General features: G+C 30.6%; 22 protein-coding genes, 1 pseudogene and 2 riboswitches. Of the genes and pseudogenes, 18 read left to right on the forward strand and 5 right to left on the reverse strand.

The window, feature by feature from the left end; all coding sequences use genetic code 11:
* Positions 1–36: 36 nt before the first annotated feature.
* Positions 37–228: a hypothetical protein gene (locus CLOPA_RS05665; RefSeq protein WP_015614506.1), complete on the reverse strand. Its 192-nt coding sequence runs from the start codon at positions 226–228 to the stop codon at positions 37–39.
* 345 nt (positions 229–573) lie between these two features.
* Between CLOPA_RS05665 and CLOPA_RS05670 the strand changes: the two genes are divergently transcribed.
* Positions 574–948: a desulfoferrodoxin gene (locus CLOPA_RS05670; RefSeq protein WP_015614507.1), complete on the forward strand. Its 375-nt coding sequence runs from the start codon at positions 574–576 to the stop codon at positions 946–948.
* A gap of 207 nt (positions 949–1,155) precedes the next feature.
* Positions 1,156–2,160, forward strand: a complete 1,005-nt coding sequence (trpS, locus tag CLOPA_RS05675; RefSeq protein ID WP_041711308.1) for a tryptophan--tRNA ligase — start codon at positions 1,156–1,158, stop codon at positions 2,158–2,160.
* A 192-nt stretch (positions 2,161–2,352) separates the two neighbouring features.
* On the opposite strand, the gene CLOPA_RS05680 is transcribed toward trpS, so the two are convergent.
* The 3 genes from CLOPA_RS05680 to yidA form a co-directional block, all read right to left on the reverse strand.
* On the reverse strand, positions 2,353–4,011 hold the full coding sequence (locus CLOPA_RS05680; RefSeq protein WP_015614509.1) for a PAS domain-containing sensor histidine kinase: 1,659 nt from the start codon (positions 4,009–4,011) through the stop codon (positions 2,353–2,355).
* A gap of 100 nt (positions 4,012–4,111) precedes the next feature.
* A complete protein-coding gene (locus CLOPA_RS05685) occupies positions 4,112–6,028 on the reverse strand; it encodes a diguanylate cyclase domain-containing protein (protein ID WP_015614510.1) in 1,917 nt (638 codons plus the stop codon).
* Between the two features lie 259 nt (positions 6,029–6,287).
* Entirely contained in the window at positions 6,288–7,094 is an 807-nt protein-coding gene (gene yidA / locus CLOPA_RS05690) for a sugar-phosphatase (protein WP_015614511.1), read from the reverse strand.
* A gap of 808 nt (positions 7,095–7,902) precedes the next feature.
* Between yidA and CLOPA_RS05695 the strand changes: the two genes are divergently transcribed.
* Both CLOPA_RS05695 and hemB read left to right on the forward strand, forming a co-directional pair.
* Entirely contained in the window at positions 7,903–9,492 is a 1,590-nt protein-coding gene (locus tag CLOPA_RS05695) for a peptide chain release factor 3 (RefSeq protein WP_015614512.1), read from the forward strand.
* 436 nt (positions 9,493–9,928) lie between these two features.
* A riboswitch (cobalamin riboswitch) is annotated at positions 9,929–10,171 on the forward strand.
* Positions 10,172–10,446: 275 nt separating this feature from the next.
* On the forward strand, positions 10,447–11,415 hold the full coding sequence (gene hemB / locus CLOPA_RS05700) for a porphobilinogen synthase (protein WP_015614513.1): 969 nt from the start codon (positions 10,447–10,449) through the stop codon (positions 11,413–11,415).
* Between the two features lie 485 nt (positions 11,416–11,900).
* On the opposite strand, the gene CLOPA_RS05705 is transcribed toward hemB, so the two are convergent.
* Positions 11,901–12,365, reverse strand: a complete 465-nt coding sequence (locus tag CLOPA_RS05705) for a hypothetical protein (RefSeq protein ID WP_015614514.1) — start codon at positions 12,363–12,365, stop codon at positions 11,901–11,903.
* Between the two features lie 450 nt (positions 12,366–12,815).
* Between CLOPA_RS05705 and CLOPA_RS05710 the strand changes: the two genes are divergently transcribed.
* From CLOPA_RS05710 to cbiD, 14 genes and pseudogenes are all read left to right on the forward strand, one after another.
* Positions 12,816–14,276, forward strand: coding sequence for an FTR1 family iron permease (locus CLOPA_RS05710; protein ID WP_015614515.1), 1,461 nt, complete (start codon positions 12,816–12,818; stop codon positions 14,274–14,276).
* Positions 14,277–14,304: 28 nt separating this feature from the next.
* Positions 14,305–14,733: a hypothetical protein gene (locus CLOPA_RS05715; protein ID WP_015614516.1), complete on the forward strand. Its 429-nt coding sequence runs from the start codon at positions 14,305–14,307 to the stop codon at positions 14,731–14,733.
* A gap of 82 nt (positions 14,734–14,815) precedes the next feature.
* Positions 14,816–15,021, forward strand: a riboswitch (cobalamin riboswitch).
* A 275-nt stretch (positions 15,022–15,296) separates the two neighbouring features.
* Positions 15,297–16,142, forward strand: a complete 846-nt coding sequence (locus tag CLOPA_RS05720; RefSeq protein ID WP_015614517.1) for a sirohydrochlorin cobaltochelatase — start codon at positions 15,297–15,299, stop codon at positions 16,140–16,142.
* 2 nt (positions 16,143–16,144) lie between these two features.
* Positions 16,145–17,782: a cobyric acid synthase gene (locus tag CLOPA_RS05725; RefSeq protein WP_015614518.1), complete on the forward strand. Its 1,638-nt coding sequence runs from the start codon at positions 16,145–16,147 to the stop codon at positions 17,780–17,782.
* Positions 17,779–18,738 carry an adenosylcobinamide-phosphate synthase CbiB gene (gene cbiB / locus CLOPA_RS05730; RefSeq protein ID WP_155241873.1) on the forward strand — a complete coding sequence of 320 codons (960 nt, stop codon included), beginning with the start codon at positions 17,779–17,781 and terminating at the stop codon, positions 18,736–18,738. Before CLOPA_RS05725 ends, cbiB begins: the two co-directional genes overlap by 4 nt.
* Before the next feature lie 35 nt (positions 18,739–18,773).
* A pseudogene (locus CLOPA_RS25910) lies at positions 18,774–18,869 on the forward strand (GyrI-like domain-containing protein); the annotation flags it as partial.
* A 90-nt stretch (positions 18,870–18,959) separates the two neighbouring features.
* Entirely contained in the window at positions 18,960–19,082 is a 123-nt protein-coding gene (locus tag CLOPA_RS26430; RefSeq protein ID WP_278246036.1) for a hypothetical protein, read from the forward strand.
* Positions 19,083–19,152: 70 nt separating this feature from the next.
* Positions 19,153–20,190: a S66 family peptidase gene (locus tag CLOPA_RS05735; RefSeq protein WP_015614520.1), complete on the forward strand. Its 1,038-nt coding sequence runs from the start codon at positions 19,153–19,155 to the stop codon at positions 20,188–20,190.
* 97 nt (positions 20,191–20,287) lie between these two features.
* A complete protein-coding gene (locus tag CLOPA_RS05740; RefSeq protein WP_015614521.1) occupies positions 20,288–21,337 on the forward strand; it encodes a pyridoxal phosphate-dependent aminotransferase in 1,050 nt (349 codons plus the stop codon).
* Positions 21,338–21,526: 189 nt separating this feature from the next.
* Positions 21,527–22,066, forward strand: coding sequence for a cob(I)yrinic acid a,c-diamide adenosyltransferase (locus CLOPA_RS05745; protein WP_015614522.1), 540 nt, complete (start codon positions 21,527–21,529; stop codon positions 22,064–22,066).
* Positions 22,067–22,070: 4 nt separating this feature from the next.
* On the forward strand, positions 22,071–23,390 hold the full coding sequence (locus CLOPA_RS05750; protein ID WP_015614523.1) for a cobyrinate a,c-diamide synthase: 1,320 nt from the start codon (positions 22,071–22,073) through the stop codon (positions 23,388–23,390).
* 26 nt (positions 23,391–23,416) lie between these two features.
* Positions 23,417–23,863 (forward strand): GNAT family N-acetyltransferase, encoded by a 447-nt coding sequence (locus CLOPA_RS05755; protein ID WP_015614524.1) that lies wholly within the window; start codon positions 23,417–23,419, stop codon positions 23,861–23,863.
* A 94-nt stretch (positions 23,864–23,957) separates the two neighbouring features.
* Positions 23,958–24,587: a precorrin-8X methylmutase gene (locus CLOPA_RS05760; protein ID WP_172638640.1), complete on the forward strand. Its 630-nt coding sequence runs from the start codon at positions 23,958–23,960 to the stop codon at positions 24,585–24,587.
* A gap of 4 nt (positions 24,588–24,591) precedes the next feature.
* Positions 24,592–25,683, forward strand: a complete 1,092-nt coding sequence (gene cbiD, locus CLOPA_RS05765; protein WP_015614526.1) for a cobalt-precorrin-5B (C(1))-methyltransferase CbiD — start codon at positions 24,592–24,594, stop codon at positions 25,681–25,683.
* Positions 25,684–25,728 lie beyond the last annotated feature (45 nt).

A 25,728-nucleotide genomic window follows, 5' to 3' on the forward strand; every position in this document is an offset into this window, starting at 1 on the left:
TCTTCTTATTTAGATTATCTAGTTTTTAATACATTTTTAGTCGTCGTAATCATCTAAAGGATCATAAGTGTAGTCAAATTCTACATTTGAAATATTATTTGAAACTATAGGATCTATTACATTATCAGGAAGTTCAGTATAATCTCTTTCTGAATAAGCTTTAACTTTTTTTTGCGGAGCTTCAAAATATTCTCTTTCCTTTGGTAAATAGGGTATTTTTTTTGACATATATAAAAACCTCCTTTAAAAACTTTTATAAAAAGTCTTTATAAAATAGTATGTCCTTAAAAAAATAAATTAAACTTAGAATTTTATGTAAAAGATTTCTTTAAAATATTTATTAATTGCTTTGTTAATGATATAATTAAAAATAAGCGAATGTAGAATAAATCTTATTTAAAAGTAATTGTCCTATTGGGTGATTTATGGAAAATTGCTTAAGATATAGGTTTATTTTATTGAATAGTTTATCAGTTCATGGGTAAACTATTTAATAAAAAATAAGATATTTGCTCTTATTTCTACATTTAATTAAAATATACTTATTTATTAAGATTTTGGGAGGGATATAAAATGACAGAATTAAAACAAATTTACAAATGTCCTATATGTGGAAATATTGTAGAGGTTGTTAATAAAGCTGGCGGAACTTTGGTCTGCTGTGGAAAACCTATGGAATTAATAACAGAAAATACTCAGGATGCAGCTTTAGAAAAACATGTTCCTGTAGTTGAGCAAAAAGGGGAAGAAGTTTTTGTAAAAGTTGGGGAAGTAGAGCATCCAATGATTGATACTCATTATATACAGTGGATTGAAGTAATTACAAAAAACAAGCTGTATAGAAAATATCTAAACCCAGGAGAAAAACCAGAAGCAACTTTTAAAATCGATGAAGAAATAGTAGCTGTAAGAGAATACTGTAATATTCACGGTCTATGGAAAAAGTAATTTAGTATATAACATATGTAGTATGCCCTAGATGAAGTAATGTTTTTACTTTATTTAGGGTTTTTTATTTAATATAAATTAATTTTGGAGTATAATATTAGGCATGTAAAAGGAAACAATAACAAAATATACTTGAGCTTTTAGTAACTAATAAGAGGTGAGCAACAATTTATGGTAGAAAAATTGGAACAAAATAAAGTAGAAAAATTGGAACAAAATAAAAAAGTTATATTTAGTGGAATTCAGCCTTCAGGGGAATTAACTTTAGGAAATTATTTAGGAGCTTTAAAAAACTGGGTAAAGCTTCAACATGAATATGATTGCTATTTTTGTGTAGTAGATCTTCATGCAATAACTGTTAAACAGGAACCCAAGGATTTAAGGAGAAGAACTCTAGAAGTAATGGCAATTTACATAGCAGCAGGAATAGATCCTGAAAAAAGTACAATTTTCATTCAATCTCATGTGGCAGAACACACAGAATTAGCTTGGCTGCTAAACTGTTATAGCTATGTAGGAGAGCTTAATAGGATGACTCAGTTTAAGGATAAATCCAGTAAATATGGCAGCAGTGTATCAGCAGGTCTTTTAAATTATCCTGTATTGATGGCTGCAGATATATTGCTTTATCAAACGGATTTAGTACCAGTAGGAATAGACCAAAAGCAGCATTTAGAGCTAACAAGGGATCTTGCAGAAAGATTTAATAATGCTTATAGTCCTACTTTTAAAATACCTGAACCTTATATACCAGAGAAAGGCGCTAAGATAATGAGTCTTCAGGAACCTGAAAAGAAGATGTCTAAGTCTTCTGATAATCCAAATAGCTTTATTTTGATTATGGATCCTCCTGAGGTTATTAGAAAGAAAATTTCAAGAGCTGTAACAGACAGTTTAGGAATAGTAAAATATAGTGATAATCAGCCTGGGGTTAAAAATCTCATGATTATACTTAATACATTGACTGGCGAAAGCATTGAAGCTATAGAAAAAAAATATGAAGGTCAAGGCTATGCTAAATTTAAAGAAGATGTAGCAGAAGCTATTGTAAATGAACTTAAACCAATTCAGGATAAGGTTAAGAACCTTACTACTGATAAAGCTTATCTTGAATCAATTTACAAAGAGGGTGCAAAAAGAGCTAGTTATATAGCAAACAAAACTTTAAGGAAAGTACAAAAAAAGATTGGATTTATACCTGTGTCTAAATAAGACTATATTAAAATACAGCAGTAATATTTTAATTTAACTTTTCATGGTAAAATTTCTGTGAAAAGTTATTTTATTTAAGGCGTTTTATTAGTTAATTCTTGCTGAATGGTAATTACACACCATCCCGCATATATCAATGAATCTTACTTGGTGGGAGTTTGGTGTACTCCCGCCAAGTTTAGATGACTAATATTAAAAATAAATATCTGAAAATTCTATGTTCATTTTTTCTATTTTGGTATCCTGTGAGCTTGTATCTATAAAAGTACCATATAAGTTAGATTGGTCTTCACTAGCTATTATTTTAACAGGTAATAAAATAGTAAACTTACATCCTTTTCCGTATTCACTTTCAACTTGAATCTTTCCATTATGTAGCTCCACTAAAGATTTAACCAGGGCTAAACCAATACCGGTACCTTTGCTATTTCTTGTAAGTGATTTATCTATCTGTATGAATCTATCAAAAATAGTATTTAATTTTTCTTTAGGTATACCTATACCATCATCAATTATACATATTTTTATGTAATCTTTCCCATCGTATATGTTTACATTTATAGTACCATTGACATCTGTAAATTTTATGGAGTTTGAAAGAAGGTTTAATATTATTCTCTCTATTTTTTCCTCATCACAGGCAATTATTTTTTCTTCAATATCAGTATCAAAAATAATATTGATTTTTTTATTTTTTAAATAATCCGCAACAGAAAGTGTTATATTTTCCACTACAGCTATAATATTACGATTACATAAATTTAGATTATAAAAGCCTGAATCTATTTTAGTTATATCTAAGAGATTATTTATTAATCTTAGTAATCTAAAGCAATTCTGCTTCATAACACTAAGATATTTCTTTGTAGGTTTAATATTAACGATTTCATCCTTTAAATAGAGATTTAAGAGCTGCAAAGAACTTAATAAAATATTTAATGGTGTTCTAAGTTCATGAGATATATTGGAAAAAAATTCTGTTTTTAGCTTGTCATATTCAAGGGTTTTTTCCAATAGCTCTTTATTTGCTTCTGCCTTTAAATTTTCGGCTATTAATTTATTTTTTTCTGTAACATCTCTTATAGAAGATATAATTACATATCTGCCATTAAGGTAAAGTCTTACAGATTTACATTCAACATCAATTAGATTATTTTTGCTATTTATAAATTTATATTTTGAATCTGGAAGAATTTCATCTGAATTCAAAATTTTTTTCATTCTATCATTAAAGTGATTATGATATTCTTTAGGCAAAATATCAATTATAGATTTGCCCATAATATCTAAAGAATCATTATATTTTAACATTTTCACTAAAGTATTGGCAGGAAAACAAAAATTATGTCCATCATGAAGGCAAATTGCATCAGGAGAAATATTTAACAGTTTTTTATATAGTTCTTTGCCAGTATTAGATTCATTTTCTAAAATTTTCATTTTTGATACATCTTCAATTGTAATAAAATTGTAAGTTTTTGAATTAATATTACATACTCTTAATTTTAAGTATACATTTACAGTATGACCGTCGGTGCAATTGATTTTACAATCAAATTGCTTAAAACATGTTTCTTTTATTTTATGCATATATGTATCTCTATCAGAGTCACTAGTAAAAGATATTAGTTTAAAAATAGATTTTCCAAAAACAGTTTTAGGTTTTTCCAAACCAAAAAGTTTACAAGCTTCAGGATTAACATAGAGAACTTTATCCTTTTTTGCAATTATTATTGGGTCAGGTAATAAATCATAACATTGATAAATTATTTTTATATTTTTAGTAGAGAACTTTTTCTTTTGTTTTTTCTTAGTAATTTTATTTTTGTTTGTAAGACTATATGCACTCATAAAATCACTTTCCTTTCTATTGAATGTCAAATATTATAATTATATGTATATTGTAATAAATTATCTTCATTATGAAATGGCTATTTTGTTCAAATTTTTTCTAGAGAATTTTTTTCTTTTGTCTTTTTATAGTATACATGTGATGATCTGCATTTTGTATTAGAGAATCAATAGTATCTCCATTAAGAGGATAAAGGCTTATTCCTATACTTGCATTTATAAAAAGTTTATGATTGTTTATGATTATTGGATCATTAAGTATAGATAACAATTTTTTCACCACTAATTGAGCGTTCTCATAATTTTGTATATCATTAAGTAAAATTGTAAATTCATCTCCACCTATACGTGCTAAAGTATCCTCTTTTCTTATACAATGTTTTAGTTTCTGGCTAGAAGTGCGAAGAACAAAATCTCCAATTTGATGCCCATAGGTATCATTTATGGCCTTGAAGCCATCAAAATCTATATAAAGTACAGCAAAAACCGCATTATTTAATTGGGCCTGGTATAAGGTTTGTTCAAGTTTTAAGTAAAAAAGCTTTCTATTGGGTAACCCCGTTAGACTGTCATGGTAAGCTAAAAATGATATATGTTCATCATTTTTATTTCTTTCAGTAATATCATTTATAATTGAAAATATTATTTTTTTATTTTTAAAGGTAATAGGAGTTGCATGTATTTCCACATCTCTAAGATTACAGTCAGATAGTATATGCTTAGTTTTATAGGGGGTAGTATCATTGCTGTATATTATTTTGTTTATAATATTTCGTAAACTATCCTCTTTTAGTTTACTTACTTCAGTTATTTTCATATTTTTAAGCTGCTCATAAGAATATCCATAAAATTTTATGGCAGCATCATTAACATCCAATATACGTAAAGTTTCAGGATCAAAAAGGCACATAATGGAGGTATGTTTATAAAACATTATTTTAAATTTTTCTTCACTTTCTTTTAATTCTTCTTCATTTTTTCTATGATCTTCAACTTCCTGTTGAAGTTTTTTTATATTTTTAATGTCGTAACCTACTAAAAGTATACCTGATATTTCATTTATCTTTTTATTTACAATTGGGAAAGGCGATATATTCATAGGAATAATTTCATTATTTTTTGTCTTGCAATTTATTTCTATATAATTACCTGTATCATAATTATTTTTTGATATGCTGTCTAATATGTCTTTAGAATCGATTAATTCATATATAGATTTTCCTATTAAGCTATCTGCTTTGTATCCAGTTAGTTTCTCCATAAACTTATTTATATTTAATATTTCTCCCGCAGGAGAAATAATTATAACTACGCCAAGCATTTGGCTTATTAAATTATTTATTATAAGATTTGGTGATATTTCAAATAGACTGTAGTTAATAATTGAATAATATATTCCTAAGAAAATTACTATGTTTAAAATTTGATCTATTTGAGGTATATTTTTTAGACCATATATGGATAGAGTATATTGCATAGCTATGTTAGAAATATAGGAAAAAGTACCTGTAAGTATAATCATTCTGGTTTGCTTCTTTTCTTTTATAGTTATTGACTTTTTATAACTGATGAAAAGCAGTAAATAGCAGGCAGAAGTAAAGGTCAAATTATATATAAAATTAAATTTATAAAAAAGGTTTAATAATATTGGTGATGTGGATGTATCAGAGCCAATTAAAAATAATCTTATAAAGAAAAATATACTACCAGGTATATATATAGCATAAGCTAATATCCTTTTTTTAGAAAATTTATTTTTGGTAAAAATTAGGCACAGATGCAGAAGTAGAGCAGGACAAAAGCACCATCCTAAGGATGCTATTTTAGAAAATACAATTTGAGTATTATCTGCTGTAATATAAAACAATCCATAGGAAGATGACCATATAAACATACCAACGCATGATAAAATAAATAATCTTGTTAAAATTGAATCTTTTTTTAGTCTAAAAATATTTACTCCAATATATAAATAAATAATTGAGCAAATTAATGATAGTAATGAAAGAAAATACATTTTGTAGCACTCCTTGTTATAATTCACTTAACATATATATTTTAATTATATGGTAAAAATTCACATAAGTCTAATGATTTTTTATACTATATGCTTTTAAATGTGATTGTAAAAGTAGGTAATAGTGCTAAAAAATAGTAATTTATTAATAAGCTGCACATATTTTATAAATTAAATCTATAAAGCACTATGAAAGATTATTCAAATTAATAATTTTTCATAGTGCTTAGTTCATAAAAGCATAATTTTGCAGATAAAGCTATTTATTAAATATAAATTTATCAATTATATAGGCTATACCGTTATCTTCATTGGATTTGGTGACGAAATTGGCAAGCTCTTTTATCTTATCATCAGCATTGCCCATAGCAACGCCAAGACCTGCATATTCTATCATGTGTTTATCGTTATCAGCATCACCTACACAGATAATTTCATCTTGTTTTATTCCAAGCTTTTCACTAAGTAATTTTACACCAGTACCTTTGTTAGATTCTTTGTTTAAAAATTCTAAGAAATAAGGAGCACTTCTCACTATAGTATATTTTTCATATAGTTCTTTTGGAAGAGATTTTATTACTCTGTCTAGGATTTCTTCCTCATCAATAAACATCACTTTAACTATAATTGTATTTTTATCTAGATTATTAAAATCTGTCTCTTTTAGGGAAATTGAGTTTAGTTCTGCTTCTAATATACTATATTTGCTGGATTTTGGAGTAATGCATTCCTCCTCTGTGTGGGCATGAATATTTACTTTTAATTCTTTACTTAGGTTATATAGATAATGAAAATCCTCTAAAGTTAAAAGTGCTTTTCCAATGATATGTTTACTATTAGTAGTTTGGACTAATGCTCCATTAAAGGTAACTGCATATTCATCTTCTCCTACTAAATTTAATTCTTTTAAATATCTTTCAATGCCCTTAACTGGCCTTCCTGTGGCTAAGACAACTTTTACATTATTCTTACGAGCATTTTGTACAGCATCAAAATTTTCTTTTGAAATTGTTTTATCATTTTTTAGTAATGTTCCATCCATATCAATAGCTATTAGTTTGTACATAAAATTCCTCCCAGTTGCATAATTGAAATTATCAATATTATATTATTAAAAGTGATTAAAATCACAGAATATGCAAGCTTATTACTATATTATAAAACTACAGACATGATAATAAAGTTAAAAAGACTTTATTTAAATATTAGGTTGTTCAATAGTAATTGTAAAATTAAGTGAATAATCAGTTTGCAGCATAATATTTTCGTTAAAAACACAATACTAACAAAGCATGATTCGAATATGATTATAACATTAAATATTCATAGCGAAAACAATTTATTCAATTATTTAACAATGTGAGACTCAAAAATATAAAGATAAGTTTAATACTGGAGGCAAGCTTAGAAACAATCTTTTAACAATATTTATTCTATTTATTGAAAATTTCTATAAAAATGATATAATTAAATTTGTTTAGGTTTTTTAAAAGGTCTGTGTTTTCCGCAGACCTTTTAAATATTATAAGTGATTTAAGCTTTGAATTTTATTAGTGTAATAATAAATAACCTGGTAAATAATATATTATATAATGTATGCTGAGGCCATGTGCTTATAATTTACATAAAAATTAAAAAACTTATATAGTTTGACTTTGTACATAATTGAGGTGGAAAAACCAATGTAAATTAATATATATTTTTTAATAATCACGCAGGTTACGGCGTAAAATGCAAAGAAATTAGAGGAGGTAAGAGTTACTTGAAGCAAGTAACATTATAGAATCTGAAAAATCAAGATGATTTTTACATATAAATTTTTAAGTATAAAGATTTATTGATAGATTTTATAAGTTTTAAGTAGCAAGAATTAAGTGAGTGATTTTATAAATGAGATAGAGAGAAGAAGAACTTTTGCAATAATATCCCATCCGGATGCAGGTAAAACCACACTTACAGAAAAGCTTCTTTTATACGGTGGTGCAATAAGAATGGCAGGTTCGGTTAAGGCTAGAAAGGCTGCAAAACATGCAGTATCTGATTGGATGGAAATAGAAAAGCAAAGAGGTATTTCTGTAACATCTTCAGTAATGCAGTTCAATTATGAAGACTATTGCATAAATATATTGGATACTCCAGGACATCAGGATTTTAGTGAAGATACCTATAGAACATTAATGGCGGCGGATAGCGCAGTAATGGTAGTGGACGCAGCAAAGGGTATAGAAGCCCAGACAAGAAAGCTTTTTAATGTTTGCAGCCTTAGAGGAATACCTATATTTACTTTTATAAATAAGATGGATAGAGAAAGTAAGGATCCTTTTGAGCTTATGCAGCAGCTGGAAGAAGAGCTTGGCATAAAGACTTATCCTGTAAATTGGCCTATAGGTTCCGGTAAAGACTTTAAAGGGGTATATGAAAGAGAAAAGAAAGTAATACAGGTTTTTGATGGTGGAAATCATGGTCAAACAGAGGTAGAAACTGTGGAAGGAAATGTAGAGGATGATGTTTTTAGAGACTTATTGGGGGATGGACTTCATGATAAGCTTATAGAAGATATTGAACTTTTAGATATAGCTGGAGACGAGTTCAATATAGAAAAGCTAAAAAAGGGAGAAATTACTCCAGTATTCTTTGGTAGTGCCCTGACAAATTTTGGCGTTAAACCCTTCCTGGAAGAATTTTTAAAACTAACTCCACCACCCTTGGCTAGAGACTCTGATCAAGGTGAAATAGACGTATTTAGAAAGGATTTTTCAGCTTTTATATTTAAGATTCAGGCTAATATGAATAAAGCTCATAGAGATAGAATTGCATTTATGAGAATATGTTCTGGAGAATTCAAAAAGGGCATGGAGGTTTTCCATGTACAAAATGGAAATAAAGTAAGACTCACTCAACCACAGCAATTTTTAGCACAGGATAGAGAAATAATTGATGAGGCATATGCTGGGGATATTATAGGTGTATTTGATCCTGGTATATTTAATATAGGTGATACTTTATGTGAAAGTGCTGATAAGTTTAAATTTGAAGGTATACCGACCTTTGCGCCAGAACATTTTGCAAGAGTTAGAACTGTGGATACCATGAAGAGAAAGCAATTTATAAAAGGCATAACTCAAATTTCACAGGAAGGTGCTATACAGGTATTCAAAGAAATAAATATCGGTGTAGAAGAGCTTATTGTGGGGGTTGTAGGTGTACTTCAATTTGAAGTGCTGGAATACAGATTAAAAAATGAATACAATGTAGATATAAAAATGGATAGATTGGGTTTTAAAAATATAAGATGGATAGAAAACAAGGACATAGATCCAAAGACTCTAGTTATAACTTCAGATTCAAAACTTGTGAAGGATTTAGATGACAGAAATTTATTACTTTTCCAAAGTGATTGGTCTATAAGCTGGGCATTAGAGCACAATAAAGGATTAGTATTATCTGATATTTCTAAGTCATAATTAAGGAATAGCTTGGTGATATTTAATTCATACTTGTAATGAAGTAAACACTATCAAATCATTGAATTTCAGTGGATTTTGATAGTGTTTTTATTTTGATATAGTTTCTTTTATTTTATAGATTAACACAATTATCTTTTTCTATAAATGCAGTAGTATTTATCTATACTATTTCTGTAATAAAATTTGCTAAAACGATTTTTTAATGGTACTTCTAATTTAGCAAATAGAAAATTCACTAATTTAACAGTAATATAGGCAAGAAGCATTACTGAAATTGCATCAATAATCCAATGTATTTCTAGATACATTGTGGAATATATTACACTAAGGTAAAAGAAACCCCATACCCATTTAAATATTTTGTAGAAAATATTTTAAGAATTAATTTAATATTGACAGGATTATGGTATAATCGTACACTAAAATAAAGTTTAATAATAAATAAAGTACAGGTTTAATTACATTTAATTAATTAAAAGGGAATCAAGTGAAATTCTTGGACGGTCCCGCCACTGTAATAGATGAATTTAAATACAATAAGGTATCTGAAAATAAATAACCAGTGAAAGATAAGGTTAGTTATTTTTTACGATGCCTAAACCACTGGGAAACTGGGAAGGTGTATTTTAAATAATGAGTCTTTAGTCAGGATACCTGCCTGTATTTTTCGCCATGTCTCTACGAGTGATAGGAAGGTGTTAAGACGGAAATATATTTGTTAATATTTTCATATTAATAAATATATTATGGAATCCTTTTAACACTATTTGTTGAAGGGATTTATTTTTTATGTAGCCAGTTAAAAAAATAAACTTTACTATTGTTATAATATCAATAATAATAGCAAAACTTATTGTATATTAAATTTTCTAGTTGAAAGGATGGTGAAAACCGTTATAGTAAAATTTACCATATACTAGAATCAGGTAGACTTTATTTGGACGGGTGATTATGTTTAGAAGACATAGAAGACTCAGAGAAAATTCAACCATTAGGAGTTTAGTGAGAGAAACAGTTTTAACTCCCAATGATTTTATTTACCCTATATTTGTAACAGAAGGTGAAAATATAAAAAAAGAAATAGAATCCATGCCGGATAATTATCATTGGTCGGTAGATAGATTACACGAATTAGTTCAGCAGATATCAAAGGCTGGAGTAAAAGGCGTAATGGTCTTTGGATTGCCAGATCATAAAGATGAAATTGGAACTTCTGCTTTTGAAGAGGATGGAATAGTTCAAAAAGCAGTAAGAGAAATTAAGGAACTTGCCCCGGATTTACTGGTAATTACAGATGTATGTATGTGTGAATACACAAGTCATGGGCACTGTGGAATATTAAAGAATAAAAGAGTAGACAACGATGAAACTATAAAATATATAGCAGAAATTGCTTTATCCCATGCAAAGGCTGGTGCAGATATGGTAGCACCTTCCGATATGATGGATGGAAGGGTTCAGGCAATAAGAAATACTTTAGATGAAAATGGTTATAAAGATGTATCTATAATGGCCTACAGTGCAAAGTATGCCTCTGCCTTCTTTGGTCCTTTTAGAGAAGCTGCAGATTCAGCACCGCAGTTTGGAGACAGAAAGGGCTATCAGATGGATCCTGCTAATATTAGAGAGGCTATGCTTGAAATAGAGGATGACATAAATGAAGGTGCAGATATAATAATGGTAAAACCTGCAATGTCATATCTTGATGTAATAAGGTGGGCAAGAGATAAATTTAATTATCCTGTGGCTGCCTATAGCGTAAGTGGTGAGTATGCCATGATTAAGGCTGCTGGAAAGCTTGGAGTTATAGATGAAAAGGCTACAGCTATGGAGGTCTTGGTATCTCTAAAGAGAGCCGGTGCGGATATAATAATAACATATTTTGCACTGGATGCTTGTCACTGGCTGAGGGGGGAATAGTTTTAAAATGAGTTTCAAAGCTTGGGTTTTGAATTATACTTAGAATATCCCTCGTTTCATAAAGAAAATCTAATTTTGGCTTTGTTTAAAATCCTATGACTTTTAAACTCACTGCGTTCAGACAGTAAAAGTCACTTAACAGATTTTAAAACCGCCAAAATAAGATTTTCTAATTATTCACTCGAGGATATTTACAATACACTTCAAAACCCAATGAAACTCATTTTAAAACAGTGATGTAAGAAAAGGTATAGTGTGAATTTTTTATTTTAGATAACCACTTCCAAGCTTTAGATATAAAAAAATATGTCTGAAGCTTAGAAGTCTGTTTATATTGATTACTTGAAGTTACAGGATATTCAAAAACTACATCGAAATGTAGTTTTGAATTAAGTTCATGTAAAATAATTTTGAAGTGCAAACAAAAGACATCTCAAATTCATTTACTTAATAATACGGTATTTAAAATATTTCTTATAATATGATTATGATGATTTTAAATATTTATAGCTGTGCCAACTATTCACAAAATGGCCAATAGAGAGGAAAGCAACTCCAATTCCTAACCAAATGGATTTCCCTAAAATAGCAGCAAATCCAAATGCACAAACAGGAAAAATAGCCATGGGAATTGGAATAAAAATAAGTGGCTTCCACAGTAATGAGTAATCATGTCCTTTTAACACATATCGGATCCATAAGAAGTAGTACACTATAATACAGAACAGCATAAGTACAGCCCAAACATTTATGCTTAAATTTTGAAAATTGTCTTTTGAAATCACAAGAAGAATAATGCAACCAACTTGTCCAATTCTTTCTAAAATCGTGAATACTATACCTGCATCTTTTGAATCCACAGGAGCATTTCTAGGTGGAAACTTTACTGCCAAAAAGTTTGGTGCAAATATTATGATAGCAATCAGTGTTCCTATAAGTGAAAATCCCATTTCTTTTCCTCCTGTTATATAAATAATATTTACTTTAATAATATCATAAATACCATATCATTCAATTTTCAAAGTACAATTTTGTATAGCTAGCTAGTTTGATTAATAATCACTTTTTGAATAGACTTTTTTACAAAGCTGCAAGGAGAATATCATTTTAATGAATTATTTAAAGAAGAATTTGTAAAGTAAAACATTTAGTAGCTAGATTTAATTATTTTTTAATACTAAACCTTTTATTTTTGCACTTTTGCATATTGTTATATTTTGATAAATAAAAATAATTATTACCATTTAACTTAGCAATGTAAAAAATTTTATTATAAAGATTATTATTAAATATATTGACAGTAAGTAATATTTCTAATAATATATTAATGATACTAATTATCATTTTCAAGAGAAATGGATTTTCAATATTTAAAATACATATTAAGGAGTTGATGACACTTGAAAAAAATAATAACTTTACTCACTGTGCTGTTAATATTGTTTATTATGCCAGTTACTGCTTTTGCTGCCGATGTAAGCAAAAGTCTTGTGGAGGCAAATAAATTGGTGAATAAAGCACAGGAACTTGTTCAAGCAGGAGATATAGACAAAGGAAAGGCAGAATACGATGCATATAATAAAGCTTGGCTGGAACTTGAAGATGGGGTTAAAAGCCAATCCAAACTAGCTTATGGGGATATAGAGGAAAAAATGGGAATGGTGCAGTTTTTATTCTCTCAAAATCCTGTTCAGAAGGATAAGGTTGTTGAAGCATTAGTTGACTTAAAGGGAACTAATGAAAAATTTATTAATGGTAAATATGAAAATCAAATATCTAATAAAAATGATAAAAATGTCACAGTTAAGGACTTATTAAATATTTTGGGAAAAGCTAAAGAGCAGATAAAAAATGGTGACAATGGAGCCGCATTGCAATCTATGAATGAATTTAGTTCATCCTGGTTGGATGTTGAAGGAGTTATACTTACAAAATCACAGAAAATATACAGCGATGCAGAAAAGGACATGGTCACAGCTAAAGCCTATCTTTCAATGAAACCTGCACAGACCTTTAAGGCTGAAATGGTTATTGATAGAATGTACAATTACCTATCCACTGTGGAGGGTAAAAATTCATATGGAATAATGGATGTTATAACAATAATTCTTAGAGAAGGAATTGAAGCATTATTAGTTGTTATTGCCTTGCTTGGATTCATTAAAAAATCCGGACATGAAGATAAAAAAGGATGGATTTTTGGTGGAGTAGGTGTTGGATTAATCGTAAGTATTATATTAGCAATAATTATTAAGGTATTATTTACATCCGGAACCTTTGGGAATAATAATTTTTTAATAGCTGGATGGACAGGTGTTTTTGCAGCAGTAATGCTGATTTATGTGAGTTACTGGCTTCATAGCAAATCAAGTGCAAAACAGTGGAATGATTATATTAAAAATAAGAGTACCCAGGCAATTGCCACAGGAAGTCTGTTTTCTCTTGGACTTTTAGCATTTCTTGCAGTTTTTCGTGAGGGAACAGAAACTGTACTGTTTTATATAGGAATGGCATCATCTATTAGTTTAACTACATTGATATCAGGAATAGTATTAGGTGCTTTAATATTAGTGGCTATAGCATTCTTAATATTAAAAGTAGGATTAAAGATTCCAATGAGACCATTTTTTATTGTTTCAAGCTTATTAGTATTTTATTTAGGAATAAAATTTACGGGTATGGGCATTAATGGATTGCAAATAGCAGGAATATTACCAACAACTACCAATGATGTTTTGCCAACTATAGATTGGCTTGGTGTCTATCCATCTCTTCAAAGCTTAATTCCACAATTAATTTTAATAGTGTTAGCTATTGCAATGGTAGCTTGGAGATATATTAAGGCATCTTCAAAGAAATAATGTATAGATTATTAGGGGGTTTTTCAAAATGATGAATTTAAAAAAAATATTTGCAGCAACAACAATAACAGCACTTTTACTAACTGGATGCAGTTCTAATGCAGGAGCACCTAAAACTCAAAATACAGAACAAAATGAATCTGCTGCTAAAGGTGAAAAAACATTAAGTATAGCTGAAGGTTCTAAAAATATGAAAGATGTTTTAAAGGATATGAAATCAAAACTTGAGAATAAAGATGAGGAAGGCGCTGTAAATGCATCTGCAGGACTTGAGGATAACTGGAAGGTATTTGAAGATAACGTTAAAGATAAAAATAAGGAATTGTATGAAAAAGTAGAACAGCCGCTACATACAATAAATGCAGCAGTAAAAATAAAACCACTTGATACTAAGACTTTGATTGATGCCATTGATGTTTTAGATAAACAGCTTGATGAAGTGGGAAAATTGAAATAGAGTATTCTATACAATTAATTACTGGAGTATTTTTTACTACATGTATTGCTATAATATTCATTATGATATAAACTAAAGTAGAAAATTTAATAGAAGCTTAGGTGCCTTGCAAAAAGGTGAAAAGGGAATGCGGTTGAAGTCCGCAGCAGCCCCCGCTACTGTAAATGAGGACGAACCTTAATATGCCACTCAATGATTTCGTATGGAGTATATACTAAAATTATATGGGGAAGGCTAAGGTTAGGATGATACATAAGTCAGGAGACCTGCCTAAGTTGTAATTTGTCCGAGGACTACCCGCTCTAATACTCCCATCGCACTCTGTGGAAGTGGGAGTAAAGAGCGGCTACGTCCCTGGATAACGATTTCTAAGCATCAGATGGGATAAAAACTCCACCTGATGCCAAGAACTCTGTTTATAAAGCTTTCGGAGGGGAAGATCTTTTGGTGATAAAAATTTCTGATAATTTGTGAATTTTTTATTTTAGAAGGTAGTGCTACTGAAAGCACTACCTTTTTTATTTTTTACAAACTTGCAGCTATTTTGATTGGAGGAAAAGTGTTTGCATAAGAAAAAGGATAAGGTGATACTTGTAGTAAGTTTTGGAACTACTTATGGGGAAACTAGAAAATTAACTATAGACAGCATTGAACAGTGCATACAGGATAGGTTTAAGGACTATGATATGAAGAGGGCATTCACTTCTCATATGATAATTAAAGTACTTAGGGAAAGAGATAGATATATTGTAGATACGCCAGAAGAAGCTTTAGAAAAGATAGCTGAGGAAGGCTACAAAGAAGTTATTGTTCAGTCCCTTCATATAATGCCTGGAGAGGAATATGAGTATGTAGAAAGGGTAGTGGAAAGCTACAGACAAAAGGATGTATTTAATAAAATTGAGTTAGGAAGACCTATACTTTATTTTAAGGGAGATGGTGAACAGCTTCAGGATGATTATTTAATGGCTATGGAAGCTATAAAGCTTCAGCTGCCTGAAACAGGTTCAGTAGTGTTTATGGGGCATGGAACAACTCATCCTGCAAATGCCTGCTATTCCTGTCTTCAGATGGTCCTTAGAGATCACCAGATAAATAATGTATATATTGGAACGGTGGAAGGTTATCCTTCGCTGGACAATATTATAAACACACTAAAAAGAGATAAGGTAGAAGAAATTACGTTAATGCCTCTTATGGTGGTAGCTGGAGATCACTGTAATAATGACATGGCTTCAGATGAAGAGGATTCATGGAAAAAGATTCTTGAAAAAGAGGACTTTAAGGTTAATTTATATATGCATGGTATGGGAGAAAATCCTTTATTTAGAAAGATATTTGTAAACCATGTAGAAGACACTATTATAGGTAAATATAAAAATATGGGAAGAACTAAAAAGGGGATTTAAATATGGCAAAGTTAATGATACAGGGTACAGCCTCTTCTGTAGGTAAGAGTATTCTTGTTACAGCATTATGCAGGATTTTTAAGCAGGATGGCTACAAGGTTGTACCGTACAAATCACAAAATATGTCTTTAAATTCTTATATAACTTTAGACGGAAAAGAAATGGGAAGAGCCCAGGTACTTCAAGCTTATGCCTGTGGTATGGAGCCAGAGGCTTATATGAATCCCATACTGCTTAAGCCTACTTCTGATAAGAAATCTCAAGTTATAGTTAATGGTAAAGTCTATGGAAATTACACCGCCATGGAATATCACAATATGAAACCGGTGTTTAGGGATATGCTAAAGCAGCAATTTGAGGAACTGGAAAAAGAATTTGATATAATAGTTATGGAAGGAGCAGGAAGCCCTGCTGAGATAAACCTAAGAGACAGGGATATAGTTAATATGGGCATGGCAGAACTGGTGGATGCACCTGTAATACTAGCAGGAGATATTGATAAAGGTGGAGTTTTTGCTTCTCTTGCAGGTACTATGCTCTTGCTAAGGGATGATGAAAAGAAAAGAGTTAAGGGTACTATTATAAACAAATTCAGAGGGGACATAGATATACTAAAACCAGGCCTCAATATGCTTCAGGATATAGTAAAAATACCCTGCATTGGAGTAGTACCTTATTTTAATCTACAGCTGGAAGACGAGGACGGAGCAGTAGAATTTGAAAATAAGCCGCATGGAGCAATAGATATAGCAGTTATTAAGCTTCCTCATATATCTAATTTTACAGATCTAGATGCACTTAAAGCTGAAGAGGATGTATCCATAAGATTTATAACTAACATAGAAGAGTTTGGAAATCCTGATATGATAATTATACCAGGAAGTAAGAATACCATAGAGGATTTATTAAAGCTTCGCAAAAGTGGTTTGGAATCAAAGATAAGAGAATACAGTAAAGCTGGAATTGTTATAGGTATATGTGGTGGATATCAGATGCTGGGGAACTCCGTTAAAGATCCCTATGAAGTTGAAACAAATATGTTAAATACAGAGGGAATGAAGCTGTTAGATATTGATACAACTTTTGAAAAAGAAAAGGTTACAACAAGAGTAAGGGCGGTTGTGGCGTCAGATGATTTATCCAAGGATATTGATACATGTATGGTAAATTACAATAATGTAGGTGAAAAAGAAGATAGGAAATTGTATAGTTTACAGTATAAAGTAGATAAAAGAGTCTACAAAGAAATAAATCAAGAAGATAATATGAAAATTAAAGAAAACAATTATAAAAATAAAGAAGTTTATGGCTATGAAATTCACATGGGAATATGTAAATATGGAGATAACTCAAAGCCACTTTTTAATATAACAGATAAAAATGGACTGAAAGTAAATTACAGTGATGGTGCTATTAATGAAAAAGGAAACATTATGGGTACCTATATTCATGGAATATTTGACAGCATTTATTTTAGAGAGTACATAGTGAATTTGTTAAGAAGTAAAAAAGGTATAATTCTTAAAAAATCTAAGGAATATGAAAAGCTTAGAGAAAAAGAACTGGATAAATTAGCAGCTATAGTTAGGAACGCTTTGGACATGGAGAGTATATATAAATTTATGGGGTTGAAAAAATGATGTATACAGCTTTGGATATAGTTTTAGCAGTAATTTTAGATTTCATATTAGGAGACCCAAGATGGCTTCCACACCCTATAATATATATTGGAAAAATCATAAGCTTTTTGGAAAAGAAAGCTAGAAAATTCTCTAGAAATAATAATCAGTTAAGATTATTCGGTGCTTTAATTGTAATAGTTGTTGGATCTATTAGCTTTATCATTCCATTTTGTGTATTAGAAATTGTTAAATCATTTATAATATTACATCACATATTGAATGTACTGATAATTTGGACTACACTAGCAGCAAAGAGCTTAAATATAGCAGCAATGAAGGTACACACTTCTCTTCAAAATAAGGACATAAAGGATGCCAGAATAAAGCTTTCCTATATTGTAGGAAGAGATACAAAAGAACTTTCAGAAGAGAAAATAATAAGGGCGGATGTTGAAACTGTAGCAGAAAACACTTCTGATGGAGTTATAGCACCTATCATTTTTGCCATGATTGGTGGAGCACCTTTAGCTATGCTGTATAAAGGCATAAATACCATGGATTCCATGCTGGGGTATAAGAATAAAAAATATTATTACATAGGTTTTTTTCCGGCAAAGACAGATGATCTGTTTAATTTAATACCTGCCAGAATTACAGGTATACTTATAGCATTAGTTTCTCCTTTGGTGAAGGGAAATATTTTAGAGAGTCTCAAAATAATGATTAGGGATAGAAAAAATCACAAAAGTCCAAACTGTGCCTACCCTGAGGCAGCAGCTGCTGGTGCAATGAAAATACAGCTGGGTGGTACTAACAGCTATTTTGGAGAGCTTGTTTACAAGCCTACATTAGGGGATAAAAAGCAGAATTTAGATAAAAAGCATATTAAAGAAGTTATTAAGTTGATGTATGGTTCGGAGATTTTGTTGCTAATTATTTATGTTATTGTAGTTTATTTGAAAGTAATAATTTGAGAAATGCTATTTCAACGATTCAACCAGATGGAACAAAAAGAAGACATCATGAAATCTATTTATCTGATCCGCGAAAAACAAGTCCCGAAAAATTAAAAACTGTTTTAAGACATCCTGTTGAGTACAAGTAATAAATTTCAATTAGGGCTATTTTATGGTTTTTATTGGAATACTAACTATGATAATATAACATCAGAAGGTTAAGCCTAAGAGGTGGTAAAATGGCACAAAATAATATTGAAAATATAATTACAGATATTAAAAAAATAGTATCTACAGCAAGAAAAAATGTAGCAAAAGAAGCTTCTACGAAAAAGAAAGTATTAATTCTAATTGGTCAGTGAGAGAGTTAAAAAGGCAGATAGACACATCTTTATATTGTGCAAGATTATTTTATCATGTGAGGTGAAATAAATGCTGAAATTAGTAAAAGCTCAAGGATTAAACCGAGGCGATAAGGTAGCCACCGTAAGCCTGTCGTGGGGCGGTGCTGGTGATACAGATTTACTCTGGAGATATAACTTAGGAAAAAAGAGATTGCAAGAGTGGTTTGGTTTAGAAGTTGTAGAAATGCCAAACACTTTAAAAGGATCTGACTATCTATACCATCATCCAGAAAAACGTGCAGAAGATTTAATGGCAGCCTTTTCTGACACATCTATAAAAGCGATTTTCTCTTGTATAGGTGGTAATGAAAGTGTACGAATGTTGTCATATATTGATTTTAATATCATAAAAAGTAATCCTAAAATATTTATAGGTTACTCTGATGCAACTATAACACACTTTATGTGTCTTAAAGCTAATTTGTCAAGTTTCTATGGTGCATCTATTCTTGCGGAATTGGCAGAAAATATTAAAGTGTTTGACTATACTTCTAGCTGGTTAGAAAAAGTTCTATTTGATACTTCTCCAATTGGGTTAATACCAGTAACTACAGAATGGACTGGAGAAAGAATAGAATGGAGTGAAAGTAACGCCAATGTTGCAAAAACTATGGTGAAAAATCAAGGGTATGAGTTTTTGCAAGGCAAGGGTGTGACTCAAGGCCATTTAATTGGTGGATGTATTGAAGTAATGGAGATGATAAAAGGTACTTCGTTATGGCCATCAAATGATATATTTGAAGATGCTATTCTATTCTTTGAAACATCAGAGGATATGCCAGGATCAATTTATATAGAATATTGGCTTAGAAATTATGGTAGTCAAGGTATATTGCAAAAAGCAAAAGCAATAATTTTTGGAAAACCATATCAAGAAAAATATTATAATGAATACAAGAATTCAATCTTGAAGATCCTGTTAGAATTAGGACTTTATCATCTTCCTATTGTCTATAATATGTCTTTTGGGCATAATGAGCCAATGATATGTTTGCCATATGGTGCAATGGCAGAAATTGATTGTGATAGGAGGACTTTTTCCATACTTGAATCCGGGGTAGTATAACTTCTTGTTATAATCAATAGTGATTAGTGACAAATTATAATGAACAAAAGGATAAATATACGTAAATAAACTTATGTGAAAATGGGGTGGCTTATATATGATTCACGGCGGAGACATATATACCGATGGTATTTTTAAAGGACAAGAGCTTCTAGATTTCAGCTCCAACATAAATCCACTTGGAGTACCGGAAGGCTTTAAAAACAATATAGCAGAGGCTTTAGATTCTGTAACCAGATATCCAGATATTAAGTATAGGGAAGTTATTAAAAACCTTTCAGATTATACTGGTACTGCAGAAGAAAATTTTGTGCTGGGAAATGGTGCAGCAGAAATTATAGATTTAGTTATAAGCAATTTTAAAAGTATATTAATAGTAGTGCCTTCTTTTGTAGAATATGAAATAAACGCAAAAAAGTGGGGCTGCCACATAGAATATTCGAAATTACTAGATAACATGGATTTTGACTATGAGGATATTGAGAATAAACTAAATGATGTTGAAGCAGTTATAGTAGGAAATCCCAATAATCCTAATGGGAATATTATAGACAAAGTTAAAGTGGAGACTATTATAGAGATTTGTGAAGCTAAGAATAAAACAATAATTATGGATGAAGCCTTTATAGAGTTTACAGGCAGAATAAAAAACAGTTTCCTAGATAAAATAGAAGATAATAAATGTATTTTTATTATAAGAGCTATAACTAAGTTTTTTGCTATGCCAGGAGTAAGGTTTGGATACGGTATAAGCAGTAATAAAGTTTTGTTAAATAATATAAGAAAAAAGCAAAATCCATGGAATATAAACTGTTTTGCCGAATTAGCAGTTAAATACTCCTTGAAAGATAAAGAATATATCAAAAAATCTCTTCAGTGGATAGAAGAAGAGAGAGAATTTTTTGTTAAGCAGCTTAATGAGATTCCATTTATAGAGCAAATCTTTAAAAGCTTTTCAAATTTTGTACTTTGTAAGCTGAGGAATGTAAATGAAGAGAAACTATATGAATATTGCCTTGAGAATGGGATAATTATCAGAAAAACCAGTAATTTTAGAGGACTTGATAAGAGTTATGTAAGATTTGCCATAAAGGATAGAGAATCCAATGAAAAATTAATTAAGATTTTAAAAGATAGTAGCTTTTAAATATTTTATTATTTTCTAAAATACCAAACTAGTTGTAAATATCAATAGACTTTAATTGATAGCAATTAGCAGTTAGTTAATTTATTATGCATATCTTAGGTATGAATTAAAAATTATTCATTGTAAAAAGGATTTATTAGAAAACTATAATTAATATTGAGCTGGTAAACATAAGAAAAGAGGAGTTTTATGGGAAAGCTATCTAAAGGTTATGTACAGATTTATACAGGAAACGGAAAAGGTAAAACTACTGCTGCTGTGGGACTGGGAGTTAGGGCAGCAGGAGATGGTTATAGTGTATTCATGGTTCAATTTTTAAAATCTGGTTCCACTGGAGAGCTTGAAAGTATAAAAAAGTTAGAACCTAATTTTAAGGTTTTTAGATTTGAAAAAAAGAGAGGTTTCTTTTGGACTTTAAATGACAGTGAAAAAGCGGAATTAAAGCTTGAAGTACAGGAAGCTTATAGATTTTGCTTGGACACCTTAAAAAACAATAAATGTGATATTTTGATTATGGATGAAATTATGGGAGCACTGTCAAATGAACTTGTGTCAAAGGAGCAGCTTTTACAGCTTATAGAAGCTAAGCCTCATAATATGGAGCTTATACTAACGGGAAGAAATGTACCAGAGGAAATAATAGATAGGGCAGATTTGGTTACAGAAATGAAAGAAATAAAGCATTATTTTGGTAAAGGAGTTCCCGCTAGAGAAGGGATAGAGTATTAAGCATATGAAAAGTATTGTTATATCCTCTAATGGAAGTTCAGGGGGGAAAACCACAATAACTATGGGACTATTAAAGGTTCTTAAAGACAGAGGATTTGAGGTACAAAGCTATAAGGTGGGTCCTGATTATATAGATCCAGATTTTCATGAATACATTACAAAAGTTCCAGCTAGAAATCTAGATTTGTATCTTATGGGAGAAGAGGGGGTTAAAGCTAGCTTTTCTAGAGGTAAAGGTGATTATGCTGTAGTGGAAGGGGTTATGGGCCTTTATGATGGAAAGGGAATAAGTACTCAGTATTCTACAGCCCATGTATCAAAGGTACTTAATTTACCTGTAATTTTAGTCTTATCACCAAAAGCTAAAGCTTCTACTTTATGTGCAGAAATACAGGGATTGATGAATTTTGAAAGTATCAATATAGCAGGAATAATATTTAATAATATAAAGGAAAGTTACTATAAACTTTTAAAGGCAGCAGTTGAGAAATACTGTAAAGTTAAAGTCTTTGGATATGTACCAAAGGATGAGAGACTTTCACTTAAGAGCAGGCATTTAGGACTTGTACAAAGTGCTGAAATTGAGGACCTAAATAAAAAGATTGAGATCTGTGCAGAGCTTATAGAAAATAATGTGGATGTTGATTTGCTGTTAAAGTACTTTGTTCCTGCTGAAAAATACAGTGATAATTTTCATGTAAAGAATATGAAAATAAAATCAGCAGTGGCCTATGACAAGGCTTCTAGCTTTTATTATAAGGAAAATATAGAGCTTTTGCAGGAAGCAGGGCAGGTACAGTTTTTTAGTCCACTAGAAGACAAAGAACTACCTAAGGAAGTGGACTTCATCTACCTAGGAGGAGGATATCCAGAGGTATTTATAGAAAGACTTAGCGAAAATAAAACTATGCTAAATAGTATAAGAAATGCATTAAATTCTGGAACAAGATGTTATGCTGAGTGCGGAGGTTTGATGTATCTCACGGGAGCAATAAATGGAAAAGAAACTGTAGGTTTTTTTAAAGGTGAGTCTAATATGACTAATAGGCTTCAGAACTTTGGGTATGCAAAAGTAAAGGTAGTCAATGAGAATTCAGTATTACCTGTAGGTTTACGTTTTAATTGTCATGAGTTTCATAAGTCGCAGGTTATATTAGAAGAAAGCAATATATATGAGATTACAAAAGATAGTTATGATAATTCCAAAAAGCAGTGGAACTGTGGCTATGTTAAAGGTAATACATTAGGAAGCTATGCTCATGTGCATTTTTTTGGAAACTTGGCAATGTTTAAGTATTTAATTGGGAATGGCTTGATGGGATAGCATATAAAAAGATGGAGGGTAATTAAATGTCTGAAATTGCAAGGTTCATAAAATATGATGAACTAAATGAATTACTTGATTTATACAAACAGTTACAGCCTGAAGACCCTGATGTGTCAAATAACGAAAATTTACATGAAATATGGAATTCAATATATAATAATGCCAATTTATATTATATTGTTGTTGAAGTGGATGGTAAATTAGTATCTTCCTGCAATATATCAATTATAGAAAATCTTACTAGAAACTTACGACCTTATGGACTTATAGAGAATGTTATTACAGATTCAGCTTATAGGAAAAAAGGGTATGCAACCAAAGTATTGAATAAAGCAGTAGAAATTGCAAAAGAAAAGAAGTGTTATAAAGTTATGTTGTTAACAGGTTCAAAAAAAGAAGAAACTTTGAGGTTTTATGAAAAAGCTGGATTTGCTAGGGGTATAAAGACAGGCTTTATAATAAAGCTTTAATTAAAAGTATTGTAAGATAAATTAGATGAGGGATAGAAAGGAAGTGACACTTAGTGAGTTCTATTATTTACATATTTTTACTCACTAAAAATAAATTATGGATTATATAAAAATGCCTATGGATATAGAGAAGAAAAGCTTTGAAATAATAGGGGAAGAAATGGGGGAGCATGATTTTTCTGAGAGAGAGATTAGCATAGTAAAGAGAGTAATACATACCACAGCAGATTTTGAGTACAAGGATTTGCTTTATATACGAGAGGGTTCTATTGACAGGGCTCTGGAAGTATTAAAGAATGGTACTACTATTTACACGGATACAAATATGGCTTTAACAGGGATAAACAAGAAGGCACTTAAGGAGCTAAATTGCAAAGTGGAGTGCTTTGTGTCAAGAGAGGATATAGCTAAAGAGGCTAAGGAGAGAAAGATAACCCGTTCTATGGCAGCTGTGGAGAAGGCAGTAGAGGAAGGTGTGCAATTTTTTGTGTTTGGAAATGCACCAACGGCTTTGTATAGACTTAAGGAACTTATAATTGAAGGAAAAGCTGATGCAAAATTTATTGTAGGTGCACCAATAGGTTTTGTAGGGGCAGCTGAGTCCAAGAAGGAAATAGAAAAATTGGATTTACCACTAATAACTGTAAGAGGTAGAAAAGGTGGAAGTACAGTGGCAGCGGCTATTGTAAATGCACTTATGTATATGATTATAGAGAGAGAGTAGAAATATGCTTGATTTATATATAAATTGTGATGGGAAAAAGCTTAGATGTGGATATACTACAGGTTCCTGCGCAGCAGCAGCAGCTAAAGCAGCGGCTATCATGCTTTACCATGGCAATGAAGTGAAGGAAATTAGAATAGACACACCTAAAGGAATAGAGCTTTCATTGGAAGTTACGAAAATAGTTAAAGGTGAAAATTATGTGGAGTGTTGTATTATAAAAGATGGTGGAGATGATCCAGATGTAACCCATGGACTGGAAATATGGGCTAGAGCGGAGAAGAAGGACAGTGGATATACTTTAAAAGGTGGAAAAGGTGTAGGTGTAGTTAATGGTGAAGGTTTATATGTTAAAAAAGGTGAACCAGCCATAAATCCAGTACCAAGAAATATGACAGAAAAAGAGGTAAGAGAGGTCTTACCTAAGGATAAAGGTATAGAAATAACTATATTTGTGCCAAAAGGAGAAGAAATAGCTAAAAAGACATTTAATCCAAGACTTAATATAGAAGGCGGTATTTCCATACTGGGTACAACGGGAATAGTAGTGCCTATGTCTGAAGAAGCACTAAAGGAATCCATAAAGCTGGAGATAAATCAAAAAGCTGTATTGGGTTATAAAGAATTAGTTTTGGTTTTTGGAAATATGGGAGAAGATAAAGCTAAAGAACTTGGAGTTGATCCTAAAAGAATAGTATCCATGTCCAACTATGTAGGCTTTGCACTAAATAGTTGTGTGGAAAAGAAGATAAAAAAGATTACGGTTATAGGTCACATAGGAAAGTTGTGTAAAGTAGCAGCAGGCTGCTTCAATACTCATAGTAGAGTATGTGATGTAAGGCTTGAGGTAATAGCTCTTGAACTGGCACTTATGGGAGAAAATACAGAAATTGTACAAAAGGTGTATAATGAAAAAACTACTGAAGGGGCAGTTAATCTTTTAGGGGATAATTATGAACAGATTTATCATAGAATAGGAAATAAGATAAAGCAGAAAATTCAGCAGTTTTCCTATAATCAAGTAGAGGTAGATGTAGTTATGTTCTCCATGGAAAGAGGAGTACTTTTTGATAGTAGAGATAATATTAATACATAATTGTGAGAAAGGGCGAAATAAACACCAAATTGATTAAACTAATAA

This window comes from Clostridium pasteurianum BC1, assembly GCF_000389635.1.
GTDB classification, from domain to species: domain Bacteria; phylum Bacillota; class Clostridia; order Clostridiales; family Clostridiaceae; genus Clostridium_I; species Clostridium_I pasteurianum_A.

Bases quoted from the DNA above. Each gene is read 5' to 3' on its own strand.
- CLOPA_RS05665 (WP_015614506.1), bottom strand. From the start codon at position 228: ATGTCAAAAAAAATACCCTATTTACCAAAGGAAAGAGAATATTTTGAA.
- CLOPA_RS05670 (WP_015614507.1), top strand. From the start codon at position 574: ATGACAGAATTAAAACAAATTTACAAATGTCCTATATGTGGAAATATT.
- CLOPA_RS05680 (WP_015614509.1), bottom strand. From the start codon at position 4,011: ATGAGTGCATATAGTCTTACAAACAAAAATAAAATTACTAAGAAAAAA.
- CLOPA_RS05685 (WP_015614510.1), bottom strand. From the start codon at position 6,028: ATGTATTTTCTTTCATTACTATCATTAATTTGCTCAATTATTTATTTA.
- yidA (WP_015614511.1), bottom strand. From the start codon at position 7,094: ATGTACAAACTAATAGCTATTGATATGGATGGAACATTACTAAAAAAT.
- hemB (WP_015614513.1), top strand. From the start codon at position 10,447: ATGTTTAGAAGACATAGAAGACTCAGAGAAAATTCAACCATTAGGAGT.
- CLOPA_RS05705 (WP_015614514.1), bottom strand. From the start codon at position 12,365: ATGGGATTTTCACTTATAGGAACACTGATTGCTATCATAATATTTGCA.
- CLOPA_RS05715 (WP_015614516.1), top strand. From the start codon at position 14,305: ATGATGAATTTAAAAAAAATATTTGCAGCAACAACAATAACAGCACTT.
- CLOPA_RS05725 (WP_015614518.1), top strand. From the start codon at position 16,145: ATGGCAAAGTTAATGATACAGGGTACAGCCTCTTCTGTAGGTAAGAGT.
- cbiB (WP_155241873.1), top strand. From the start codon at position 17,779: ATGATGTATACAGCTTTGGATATAGTTTTAGCAGTAATTTTAGATTTC.
- CLOPA_RS26430 (WP_278246036.1), top strand. From the start codon at position 18,960: ATGGCACAAAATAATATTGAAAATATAATTACAGATATTAAAAAAATA.
- CLOPA_RS05735 (WP_015614520.1), top strand. From the start codon at position 19,153: ATGCTGAAATTAGTAAAAGCTCAAGGATTAAACCGAGGCGATAAGGTA.
- CLOPA_RS05740 (WP_015614521.1), top strand. From the start codon at position 20,288: ATGATTCACGGCGGAGACATATATACCGATGGTATTTTTAAAGGACAA.
- CLOPA_RS05745 (WP_015614522.1), top strand. From the start codon at position 21,527: ATGGGAAAGCTATCTAAAGGTTATGTACAGATTTATACAGGAAACGGA.
- CLOPA_RS05750 (WP_015614523.1), top strand. From the start codon at position 22,071: ATGAAAAGTATTGTTATATCCTCTAATGGAAGTTCAGGGGGGAAAACC.
- CLOPA_RS05755 (WP_015614524.1), top strand. From the start codon at position 23,417: ATGTCTGAAATTGCAAGGTTCATAAAATATGATGAACTAAATGAATTA.
- cbiD (WP_015614526.1), top strand. From the start codon at position 24,592: ATGCTTGATTTATATATAAATTGTGATGGGAAAAAGCTTAGATGTGGA.